The following is an 11486-nucleotide window of genomic DNA, read 5'->3' as shown; positions in this document are numbered from 1 at the left end:
CAATGTTTTACGCAATTTTGGGCAGAGTTCTGTGGCGGATGGGGCCAAAGTGGAATTGCTGGCTCAAGAGACGCAACGCGGTGTTCAGGCCGTCGAAGTTCTTAGCATAAATGTGCCAGAATCAGAGACAGCAGCACCCTTGTCAGATTTCGAAGAACTGGATGCCCCGGACATCGCAAATTTGCCGCTTGAGCCCGCGCGCGTGAAGTGGTTTGACAAAGGCAAAGGCTTCGGTTTCGCCAATGTGTTTGGTCGTGAAGATGATGTTTTTGTCCACGTCGAAGTTTTGCGTCGCCAAGGGCTCGCAGAGTTGCAGCCTGGTGAAGCGCTTGCTATCCGTGTGATAGAAGGCCAGCGGGGCTATATGGCCGCGCAAGTTTGCTCTTGGGAGGCGTCTTACGGCGACAAATCCTAAAACCTCTGAAACGCCGCAATGCACGGAAACGAATGATGTTCCATCGCCACCGTCTTTTAAAATCCGTGACGGTGGTTTTGGGCCTGATGTTTGCAGCAAATTTAGCTGGTGCAGAGTGTCGCCCTGACACGGTCCATTTGCGTGGCGATTGGGGGAAAGCACGTTTTAGCGTCGAAGTGGCTGATAACGCCTCAGAGCGTGCAAGAGGGCTGATGGAACGTCCCTCAATGCCGTTGAGCGCGGGGATGTTGTTTGTGTATCACCAAACCCGGCCTGTCTCTTTTTGGATGCGCAACACTTTGATTCCTTTGGATATGATCTTCTTGGATGAAAACGGGGTCGTGGTGAATGTGCACCACAACGCAATCCCTTTAGATGAAACCCTGATCCCAAGCCGTGCGCCAACACGCTACGTGCTCGAAGTGAATGCGGGGCTTTCAAAAGCCCTAGGCATTACCAAGGGGACGGAATTGCGCCATCCCTCTGTGGTCCAAACCAACGCCGCTTGGCGCTGCGCTGATCCGGAATAAAAAAGTTTCATAAATTGCGATTTTGCTCTTTTCATTCCGCGCCGTAGGGACTAATTCCCCCGTCACGGTCCGGGGCGTAGCGCAGTCTGGTAGCGCACCTGTTTTGGGTACAGGGGGTCGTGAGTTCGAATCTCGCCGCCCCGACCACTTTCCTCCTAAATGACATCTCAATATATATGCTGTTGAGCTCACGTTTTTCGTGCGCGTGATTGGTGACGTTTATGATTGAAACAAAACGGCTTTTGTTAAGGCGCACAGAGATGCGCGATTTGGATGACTTCCATGCGATCTTCACCCATCCAAAAGCTATGCGATATTGGAGCGCCTTGCCCCATGAGAGCATTCAGCAGACAGAAGAAATTGTGTCAGCCATGGTTCAGGCCGATCATAGTTTCAGTGACGACTTCGCGGTCGAATTTGAAGGGCGGGTCGTGGGCAAAGCAGGCTGCTGGCGTGTTGGCGAGTTAGGTTTTATTTTTCACCCCGATGTTTGGGGGCAGGGCTTTGCAACAGAGGCTTTGGCTGCTGCGATCCCACACGCGTTTGAAACCTTGCCCATGGAGAAAATTGAAGCGGATGTTGATCCGAGGAATGCTTCGTCCTTGGCCGTGTTGCGTAAATTTGGCTTTTGCGAGGTTGGTCGCGCAGAAAAGACGTTTCTTTTGGGCGATGAATGGTGCGACAGCATCTACCTTGAACTGACGCGAACAGGATGGCTTTCTCGTGCTAAAAGCTGATCAACAAAACGACTTACAAATTCTGTGATTTTCCTCTTTCCTTTCCTGTCCACGATGTTTAAACGGTGCGAACGGTCCGGGGCGTAGCGCAGTCTGGTAGCGCACCTGTTTTGGGTACAGGGGGTCGTGAGTTCGAATCTCGCCGCCCCGACCACTTTTCCAAAGTCTCAGTTTTTCACTTTATAAAGAACCTCGCGTCTCAGCGATCGTCTTCGTTGCATCGTTCACGGCGGGATTTTCCTGCGCGAAACAAAATTTTTTTCTGATGCTTTGGCGTGATCCTTATTAAGAGCTTCTTAACCTTTGCGCACCGACACGCATCGAGCACTCAATGAACCGTTTTTGAATTTTGCTTTTGTTTGAGGGGCTTCTTGATCAGAGCTCAAACATTGCGGTGCGCCGTCAATTCTAAACAAATTATTAAGGAACGGATTGGGTGGCCTGAAAGCTATGGCGCAATGCCAAGTGCAATCGCGCTGGTCCAAAAAAAACCGTTGACCGAACCGCTATTCATACGCCAGATTGTATGAGTGGATTGACTAAACACCATATATTGTGTTTTGCGCCGCGGGGGAAAGAACCAAAAATCACATGATGAACCAGAGTTTTCTGGCATCTGCGTGCGCAGTTTTGCGCCCGCCTAAGAAGGTTTTGCCCATCGCTGGCGCTAGGTGAGAGCTTTGATCCCGCCACATGACGAAGAATGACAACAAGACTTCGGGGCAGAACATGAAGATTGAACGTAAATTCACCAAGGCCGGCCAAGACGCTTATGCAGATTTAGACTTCATCTCCACCACATCAGAAATTCGAAACCCGGATGGCTCCATTGTTTTTCAGGCTGAGAATGTCGAGATCCCGGCGAAATGGAGCCAGGTGGCCTCTGATGTGATTGCCCAGAAATATTTTCGCAAAGCTGGTGTCCCATCAAAGCTGAAAACGGTGAAAGAGAAGGGGGTTCCAGAATTTCTATGGCGTTCTGTGCCCGCAGATGGTGCTGAGTTTGGCGGGGAAACCTCTTCCAAACAAGTGTTTGACCGTCTCGCCGGGGCGTGGGCCTATTGGGGATGGAAAGGTGGCTATTTCACCACTGAAGAGGACGCGCGGGCTTATTATGATGAGATGCGCCATATGCTGGCCTCCCAGCGCGCTGCGCCAAACTCTCCGCAATGGTTCAACACCGGCCTTCACTGGGCTTACGGGATCGATGGCCCCGCTCAGGGGCATCACTATGTGGATTACAAATCAGGCGAATTGACCAAGTCCACCTCGTCTTATGAACACCCGCAACCGCATGCTTGTTTCATTCAATCCGTGTCCGATGATCTGGTTAATGACGGCGGCATTATGGACCTGTGGGTGCGCGAAGCGCGGTTGTTCAAATACGGTTCGGGCACCGGTACGAATTTCTCAAGCATCAGAGCGGAAAATGAACCTTTGGGCGGCGGCGGAAAGTCGTCTGGCCTCATGGGGTTTCTAAAAATAGGGGATCGCGCCGCCGGTGCGATCAAATCAGGCGGGACAACCCGTCGGGCAGCCAAGATGGTGATCTGTGATGCGGACCATCCCGACATCGAAGAATTCATCAATTGGAAAGTGAGAGAAGAGCAGAAAGTCGCGTCTATCGTCGCGGGATCGAAAGTTCATGAAGAAAAGCTGAACGAGATCTTCGCGGCCATCCGTGGCTGGGATGGCGCAACTGAGGACGCGGTAGATCCAAAGAAGAATGATCAGCTAAAAACAGCGATCAGGGGGGCGCGAAAGTCAAAAATTCCAGAGACTTACGTAAAGCGTGTGCTGGATTATGCCAAGCAAGGTTACGCCAGCATCGAGTTCCCCACCTACGACACTGATTGGGACAGTGAAGCCTACGCCTCGGTGTCGGGTCAGAACTCTAACAACTCGATCCGCGTGACCGATGCCTTTTTACAGGCCGTGCGTGAAGACGGAGATTGGGAGCTGATCAGGCGCACCGATGGCGCGGTGGCAAAGACCATTAAGGCACGGGATTTGTGGGAGCAGGTGGGCCATGCCGCCTGGGCCTGCGCCGATCCGGGTATTCAATTCCATGACACAGTGAATGCTTGGCATACCTGCCCAGAGGATGGGGCCATTCGCGGCTCGAACCCATGTTCTGAATATATGTTCTTGGATGACACGGCGTGCAACCTAGCGTCCTTGAATTTGCTGACCTTCCTTGAAGACGGCAAATTCCAGTCCGAGGACTATGTGCACGCAACCCGTTTGTGGACCGTGACGTTGGAAATATCCGTCATGATGGCGCAGTTCCCGTCTAAGGAAATCGCGCAATTGTCCTATGATTTCCGCACGCTAGGCTTGGGGTATGCCAATATCGGCGGCCTTTTGATGAACCTTGGCCTGAGCTACGACAGCGATGAGGGCCGCGCGCTGGCTGGGGCGCTGACCGCGATCCTGACAGGGGTGTCCTACGCCACATCTGCGGAAATGGCGGGGGAGCTTGGACCCTTTGCCGGATATCAGCGCAATGCAGATCACATGTTGCGGGTCATCCGCAATCATCGCAACGCCGCTTATGGGGCAACCGATGGCTATGAGGCGCTCGACGTGAAACCTGTGCCGCTGGATTGGGCCAATGTGCCAGATCAGGAACTGGCAAAGCTTGCCATGGCCTGCTGGGATGAGGCGTTGGCACTGGGCGAACAACATGGTTACCGCAACGCGCAGGTGTCTGTGATCGCACCAACGGGCACCATTGGATTGGTGATGGATTGCGATACTACGGGGATTGAACCTGATTTCGCCCTTGTGAAGTTCAAAAAGCTCGCCGGTGGGGGATATTTCAAGATAATCAACCGATCTGTCCCTGCTGCACTGGAAAAACTGGGCTACGGATCAGCGCAGGTTGAAGAGATCATCTCTTACGCAGTGGGGCACGGCACTCTAGGCAATGCGCCCGCGATCAATCCGACGTCTTTGATCCAACACGGATTTACGCAGACTGAAATCGACAAAGTCGAAGCAGCGATGGAAACGGCCTTTGATATTCGATTTGTTTTCAATCACTTCACGCTTGGAGAAGAATTTGTCACTGGCCCGTTGGGCGTGCCTGCTGAAAAGCTAACCGACCCAGAGTTTAACCTTCTTAACCATCTTGGCTTCACCAAAGCCGATATTGATGCGGCGAACGACCATATTTGCGGGACGATGACCTTAGAAGGGGCTCCGCATCTGAAAGAAGAACATCTATCGGTGTTTGATTGCGCCAATCCTTGCGGGAAGAAAGGCAAGCGGTTCCTGTCAGTGGACAGTCACATCACCATGATGGCGGCAGCGCAGTCCTTTATTTCCGGTGCGATCTCCAAAACCATCAATATGCCAAACGATGCTACGATCGAGGATTGCCAAAAGGCCTATGAACTCAGCTGGTCACTTGGTGTTAAGGCCAATGCGCTCTATCGCGATGGCTCAAAACTCTCACAACCTCTCGCTGCGGCGTTGATTGAGGATGATGAAGACGCGGAAGAGGTTCTAGAAAGCGGCAGCACACAAGAAAAAGCCGTCGTTTTGGCAGAGAAGATCATCGAAAAGGTGGTGATCAAGGAAGTGCAGAAGCGGGAACGCGAGAGGATGCCAGAGCGTCGCAAGGGGTATACCCAAAAAGCGATCGTTGGCGGCCACAAAGTCTATTTGCGCACTGGGGAATATGAGGACGGCTCTCTGGGCGAGATCTTCCTTGATATGCATAAAGAGGGCGCAGGCTTCCGGGCGATGATGAACAACTTTGCCATCGCGGTATCCGTTGGGCTGCAATATGGTGTGCCGCTGGAAGAGTTTGTGGACGCCTTCACCTTCACCAAATTTGAGCCTGCGGGCATGGTGCAGGGAAATGACTCTATCAAAAATGCAACATCAATACTGGATTATATCTTCCGGGAACTGGCGGTTTCTTATCTGGATCGAACAGACTTGGCTCATGTGAAACCTGAGGGCGCATCTTTTGATGATCTCGGTCGCGGGGTTGAAGAAGGCGTGTCAAACCTGAAAGAGCTCAGCGACAGCGCGGCGACCCGGTCGTTAGAGATGCTGAAACAAGTCTCTTCCACAGGCTATCTCCGTAAACGTCTGCCACAGGACCTGACCATGTTCCAGGGCGGGTTGGATCCAGAGGAGGCCTTGAACACATTGGTTCCAGAGACAGCGCCGGTCGCCAGCGGAAGTGATAAAGGCACGGTCGCGGTGATGGATGAACGGACAAAGGCCAAGATGCAGGGATACGAGGGCGAGGCCTGTGGCGAATGTGGAAACTACACGTTGGTGCGCAACGGAACCTGCATGAAATGCAACACATGCGGTGCGACGTCGGGATGTAGCTAGAAGTTAACCTGGGGGCGGCCATTGCGCCGTACAGGTTCCCCCGGCGGAGGGTTTATATCCGCCACGAATTCAATCGTTCTAGGGTGGGTGCGCCCACCCTGAAACGACGCTTAGGCCGCAGGTAAAAAACAATCGAGCGGTACAAGAGTGAGCTTAAGCGGCGAAACTTGGGGGGCTGTGGCCCCCCAATTTTATGTGTGCCTATACCGACGGGAGGTGAATGTTGTAGGTTTCTCGCAGCTCTGCATCCAAGATTGGATCAAAGGCTGCAGGTGAAGGCGCATTAAGAATTTCTTCTTTGCGCGCTTTGGCCTTTGGCACCAATTCATCCTTGCCAGCCTCATCCCATTCCTTAGGTGAAGTACGGCTCGCAAATGTCGGATAAACAAAATCTTTTTGCATTCTGGAGAGAGTTTCTCCGGTGCCAAGATAGTGGCCTGGACCGCCAATGCAAACGTCTCTGATTTGGTCTACTGCAAGCGTGGTTTCGTCCACTTCAATGCCGCGCAGACAGCGCATTGCTTGGCCGATCAGGTCATCGCCAAGGATTAAGCTTTCGTGGCAGAAACCGAGCAGAGACGCGTGCATGCCCGCTGCCTCGTAAACCATGTTCATACCTGCAAGACCGCACATGAGGTTGGAGCACATCTGTTCCCAGCCTGCTTGCATGTCGGGCAGTTTAGAATCTGTCATGCCGCCAGGCGCGCCGCCGGGAAGGCCGTAGAACTGGTGCATTTGAGCACAGGCCGCAGAGAGCAGGGCTTGTTCGCCTGATCCAGAGGTCATTGCACCTGTGCGCAGGTCGAGGCCGAATGGCCATGTACCAAAGATTGCTGGATGACCTGGAACAATCGCATTCACATAAACCAGACCTGCAAGGCATTCCGCCACGGATTGCACGATAGCACCGGCGATTGTGGAAGGTGCGGTTGCGCCCGACATGCATGCTGACAGCAACAACACAGGCATACCGCCCAAGATACATCCTTCCATGGCTTCACATGACTCGGTTGCGAATTTCATCGGCGGCACAACAAAGCAGTTGGTATTCGCCATGAATGGACGGGCGCGGAAAGCCTCTTCGCTGCCGGCAATTTTATACAAAAGCTCAAGAATTTCTGGCACAAATTGCGGTTCTGACACAGATGTGCCGATGTGTTTGGTGGTTCCAGAACAACACGCGTAAATGGTGTTCAGGTCCATCTCGAGGTTGTCCACAATATCGCGCGCCACCAATGGGCGTTGGACAAAGTGGATGTTTTCTAGCTGATCTGCGATCTTACAAGCGTCGTGCAAGTCTTGCAGGGTGCTGTCGCGATAGTTTTTGCCTTCCACGTCAACCATGCTCACAGCGGCGCCAGCGGTGCCGAAATGCACGCGGTTGCCAGAGAGCTGAAGGTCATGTTTTGGGTCGCGTCCGTAAAGGGTGATTGTTTTGGCGCATTTTTCTAGCGCGTCCTCAACCACTGCGCGCGGATAGCGCAGGCGGCCATCGTCACCCAAAATAGCACCGGCTTTCACCATATATTCCACGCCGCTTTCGGGCGCGTCAGCAAGGCCGATCTCTTCCAAAGCTTTCAGGGCGGCTTCGTGGATTTGTTCAATGTCAGAAGGGCTTAGCGGTTTATAGGTGCCGCCAGACATGCCAGGAAAGATGGCGCGTTGATCTTCAGTAAGGGCGGCTGCGCGCATTTCGCGACGGGCATTGCGGCCGCCAGAGCGACGCGAACTGGTACGTGTCATGGGTTTCGGGGTCCTGTTAGAATGTGTGCGTTAAGGTGAGTGAGAGCCTTAAAGCGCAGGTGCCCCACGTGCAGCTTTGCCTCGATCAGCGCCGATCGTTGCTTCTAGCAGGCTGATTTTCCAGCGATTGCTATGACGTTTTCCTAACATACAAGGATTATGCCATTCGCGCTCAGACTGCGTCCAGACGTTAACGACATGATGAGCAAAAAACCGACGCAAGGAAAAGGTTTAGACGGATCATTCTATTTCTATTTGAGGGGGCGAGCCTTGACCAAATCGCGATAATTTAATAGGTCGAACCCATGAACACTGTATGCACCATCATTATTTGTTGCATTTCCTGCTAAGACAACTTGGCGGGCCGTTCTTCTATTCCAAAACATCACTGAAGTTGCTAAGCCCGCCAGCACGATAGCCGTGTAAGGACGCGCCATGACTCATTCTGATCTGACGATCAAAATTCATAACTCGAAGACCCGTAAGAAAGAGGTTTTTGAGCCTTTGGACCCAAAGAACGTGCGTATGTATGTCTGTGGGCCAACGGTTTATGATCGTGCGCATTTGGGCAATGCTCGGCCTGTTGTTGTGTTTGATGTTTTGAACCGCCTGTTGCGCTACGCATATGGCGATGAACACGTCACTTATGCGCGCAATTTTACGGACGTTGACGACAAGATTAACGCGACCGCTTTAATGCGCAAAGAAGCGGGGGCTGAGGGCACTCTGGAAGAGCTGGTCGCCGAGCGCACCGAGGAAACCATCGATTGGTATCTCAAAGATATGGGTGCGCTGGGAGCTTTGGAGCCCGACCACATGCCGCGCGCAACCGGCTATATCGCACAGATGATTGTGATGATTGAGGATCTGATCAAGCGCGGACATGCGTATCCAGATGGGGCGGGGCATGTGTTGTTTTCGGTGAAAAGCTATCCTGACTATGGCAAACTGTCGGGTCGTTCTGTCGATGACATGATTGCAGGCGCACGGGTCGAAGTGGCTGATAACAAACGCGATCCGATGGATTTCGTGCTTTGGAAACCATCAACAGAAGATCTGCCGGGTTGGGAGAGCCCATGGGGACGCGGTCGTCCCGGCTGGCACATTGAATGCTCAGCCATGGCGCATGATTTGTTGGGCGAAAGCTTTGACATTCACGGTGGCGGCAACGATCTGCAATTCCCGCATCATGAAAACGAGATCGCGCAAAGTTGCTGTGCGCACCCAGAGGGCGAATTCGCGCGCTACTGGATGCATAACGAGATGCTGCAGGTGGAAGGGAAGAAGATGTCCAAATCCCTGGGCAATTTCTTTACCGTGCGCGACTTGCTCGATCAGGGTATTCCAGGTGAGGTTATACGCTTTGTGTTCCTGTCGACGCATTATGGCAAGCCGATGGATTGGACAGCGAAGAAAGCCAAAGAAGCGGAGAAAACTCTTAAGAAATGGTACGCGATTGCTGAAACCGCATTGGATAACGAGGAGCCTTATATCGGTGTCGTGAATGCCTTGGCGGACGATTTGAATACTGCACAGGCGTTAGCTGAGATTCACCAGCTTGCTCATGCTGAGGACGCCCCAAGCCTACGAGCCTCACTTTTACTGCTAGGCCTTTTCAACGGTACAACTCCCGAATGGGCCACAGCGCCGACCGCTGACCTTTCCGAGTTTGAGGCTCTGCTTGCCACTGCCCGTGAAACAGCCATGCAAACCAAAGATTTCTCAGAAGTCGATCGCGTGAAGGCCGCGTTGCTAGAAGCAGGTGTCGAAGTGCGTATGAGCAAGGCAGGGGTTGAGCTTTTGCCCGGCGCGGGGTTTGATGCTTCAAAGCTAGATGCTCTGAAATAAAACAATAAAAGCCAGCGAGAGCGAGCGATGACCAAAGAACGTCTATATATCTACGACACGACGCTCCGGGACGGACAGCAGACCCAGGGCGTTCAGTTCTCTACATCTGAAAAGCAACAGATAGCCGGGGCGTTGGACACGCTGGGCGTAGATTACATTGAAGGCGGCTGGCCCGGTGCGAACCCGACCGACAGCGAATTCTTTGAGGATCGCCCGTCAACAAAAGCGACCTTTACCGCCTTTGGCATGACCAAACGGGCAGGGATGTCGGCGGAAAACGATGACGTTTTGGCTGCCGTGCTGAACGCGGACACACCTGCGGTCTGTTTGGTGGGCAAGACCCATGACTTTCACGTGGAAACCGCTTTGGGCATCACCTTGGCGGAAAACACGGAAAACATTGAGAAATCCATCGTGCATCTTAAGAAACAGGGCCGTGAGCCGCTGTTCGATGCAGAGCATTTCTTTGATGGGTTTAAGGCCAATCCAGCTTATGCGATTGAGACCGTTAAAGCCGCCTATGAGGCGGGTGCCCGTTGGGTGGTGTTGTGTGATACCAACGGCGGCGCGTTGCCCAGTGAGGTGTATGACGCCGTAAAAGCGGTCATCAAGGCAGGCATCCCGGGCGATCATGTGGGGATCCACACCCATAACGACACAGAGCAAGCCGTGGCCAACTCGTTGGCGGCTGTGGATGCAGGCGCGCGGCATATTCAAGGGACTTTGAATGGTCTGGGCGAACGCTGTGGCAATGCGAACCTGACCACATTGATCCCGATGCTCTTGCTCAAAGAGCCATATGCCAGCCAGTTTGAGATTGGGGTCACGAAAGACGCGTTGCAGGGGCTTACCAGAACCAGCCGGATGCTGGACGATATCTTGAATCGCGTGCCGAGCAAGCAAGCGGCTTTTGTGGGGGCCAGTGCCTTTGCCCATAAAGCGGGCCTGCATGCCAGCGCGATCCTGAAAGATCCGACCACCTACGAACATGTGCCGCCGGAAACCGTCGGTAACGCACGCATCATTCCCATGTCCAATCAGGCGGGGCAGTCCAACCTGCGCCGTCGTTTGGCAGAAGCTGGTATTGAGGTCGAGAAGGGCCACCCAGCGCTTGGCGCAATGCTTGAGAAAATCAAAGAAAAAGAAGCGCTTGGCTATTCTTTCGATACGGCTCAGGCGAGCTTTGAACTGCTTGCACGTCGCGAGTTGGGCCTGTTACCTGACTTTTTTGAAGTGAAACGCTACCGCGTCTCGGTCGAGCGCCGGAAAAACAAATACAACAAGATGGTCAGCCTTTCTGAGGCGGTTGTGGTCATCAAAGTGGGTGATGAAAAACACCTGAGCGTCAGTGAATCCATGGATGAAAGCGGCGCAGACCGCGGACCGGTGAACGCTTTGTCCAAAGCCTTGGCCAAGGACCTCGGCCCATACCAGGACGTGATCGACGATATGCGTCTGGTGGACTTTAAGGTGCGCATCACTCAGGGCGGCACCGAGGCGGTGACCCGTGTGATTATCGACAGTATCGATAGTCAGGGCCAGCAATGGTCCACGGTGGGTGTGTCCGCAAATATCGTGGATGCATCCTTTGAAGCGCTTGTGGACACGACCCTTTGGAAGCTCGTGAACGACGGCGCGACGCCTGTCAGTTAAGGAATAGGGTGCATGGACGCTGACATCGCCGCCTGCGCTGGGATTGTAGAAAAGGGCGATCCTGACCGGTTTTTGGCGATCATGTCCGCGCCCGTCGCTTTGCGCGAAAAGCTCTTCCCACTTTATGCGATGAACGTCGAAGTCGCCCGCGCGCCATGGGTGACGGAAGAAAGCATGATTGCCGAAATGCGCCTGCAATGGTGG

General features: G+C 53.4%; 8 protein-coding genes and 2 tRNA genes. 9 read left to right on the top strand and 1 reads right to left on the bottom strand.

Going from position 1 to position 11486, the window contains the following annotated elements; all coding sequences use genetic code 11:
* The 6 genes from TA5113_RS15520 to TA5113_RS15495 form a co-directional block, all read left to right on the top strand.
* A partial coding sequence (locus tag TA5113_RS15520) for a cold-shock protein (protein ID WP_106686083.1) occupies positions 1–415 on the top strand: 415 nt, incomplete at its 5' end.
* A 35-nt stretch (positions 416–450) separates the two neighbouring features.
* Positions 451–945 carry a DUF192 domain-containing protein gene (locus TA5113_RS15515; protein WP_082638125.1) on the top strand — a complete coding sequence of 165 codons (495 nt, stop codon included), beginning with the start codon at positions 451–453 and terminating at the stop codon, positions 943–945.
* Positions 946–1015: 70 nt separating this feature from the next.
* Positions 1016–1092: transfer RNA gene (locus tag TA5113_RS15510), tRNA-Pro, on the top strand.
* A 74-nt stretch (positions 1093–1166) separates the two neighbouring features.
* On the top strand, positions 1167–1682 hold the full coding sequence (locus TA5113_RS15505) for a GNAT family N-acetyltransferase (protein WP_058315965.1): 516 nt from the start codon (positions 1167–1169) through the stop codon (positions 1680–1682).
* Positions 1683–1759: 77 nt separating this feature from the next.
* Positions 1760–1836: transfer RNA gene (locus TA5113_RS15500), tRNA-Pro, on the top strand.
* A gap of 575 nt (positions 1837–2411) precedes the next feature.
* Positions 2412–6038, top strand: a complete 3627-nt coding sequence (locus tag TA5113_RS15495; protein WP_058316153.1) for a vitamin B12-dependent ribonucleotide reductase — start codon at positions 2412–2414, stop codon at positions 6036–6038.
* A 201-nt stretch (positions 6039–6239) separates the two neighbouring features.
* Here the strand turns inward: TA5113_RS15495 and TA5113_RS15490 are convergent, their stop codons facing one another.
* Complete coding sequence (locus TA5113_RS15490) at positions 6240–7781, bottom strand: trimethylamine methyltransferase family protein (RefSeq protein WP_058315966.1); 1542 nt, start codon at positions 7779–7781, stop codon at positions 6240–6242.
* 435 nt (positions 7782–8216) lie between these two features.
* Here TA5113_RS15490 and cysS point away from each other — a divergent pair, with 435 nt between their 5' ends.
* The 3 genes from cysS to TA5113_RS15475 all read left to right on the top strand — a co-directional run.
* Positions 8217–9629 (top strand): cysteine--tRNA ligase, encoded by a 1413-nt coding sequence (gene cysS / locus TA5113_RS15485; protein ID WP_058315967.1) that lies wholly within the window; start codon positions 8217–8219, stop codon positions 9627–9629.
* Between the two features lie 27 nt (positions 9630–9656).
* The gene (cimA, locus tag TA5113_RS15480; RefSeq protein WP_058315968.1) at positions 9657–11282 is read left to right on the top strand and encodes a citramalate synthase; all 1626 of its coding nucleotides are present in this window, start codon (positions 9657–9659) and stop codon (positions 11280–11282) included.
* A 12-nt stretch (positions 11283–11294) separates the two neighbouring features.
* Positions 11295–11486 (top strand): squalene/phytoene synthase family protein (locus TA5113_RS15475; RefSeq protein WP_220387217.1); only part of this gene is annotated, 192 nt, incomplete at its 3' end.

Source organism: Cognatishimia activa, from assembly GCF_001458335.1.
In the GTDB taxonomy this organism is placed as follows: Bacteria; Pseudomonadota; Alphaproteobacteria; order Rhodobacterales; family Rhodobacteraceae; genus Cognatishimia; species Cognatishimia activa.
This window is presented reverse-complemented; position numbering and strand designations above follow the sequence as displayed.

Coding starts and splice junctions, on each gene's coding strand:
- TA5113_RS15490 (WP_058315966.1), bottom strand. CDS start 7,781: ATGACACGTACCAGTTCGCGTCGCTCTGGCGGCCGCAATGCCCGTCGC.
- TA5113_RS15505 (WP_058315965.1), top strand. CDS start 1,167: ATGATTGAAACAAAACGGCTTTTGTTAAGGCGCACAGAGATGCGCGAT.
- TA5113_RS15495 (WP_058316153.1), top strand. CDS start 2,412: ATGAAGATTGAACGTAAATTCACCAAGGCCGGCCAAGACGCTTATGCA.
- cysS (WP_058315967.1), top strand. CDS start 8,217: ATGACTCATTCTGATCTGACGATCAAAATTCATAACTCGAAGACCCGT.
- TA5113_RS15515 (WP_082638125.1), top strand. CDS start 451: ATGTTCCATCGCCACCGTCTTTTAAAATCCGTGACGGTGGTTTTGGGC.
- cimA (WP_058315968.1), top strand. CDS start 9,657: ATGACCAAAGAACGTCTATATATCTACGACACGACGCTCCGGGACGGA.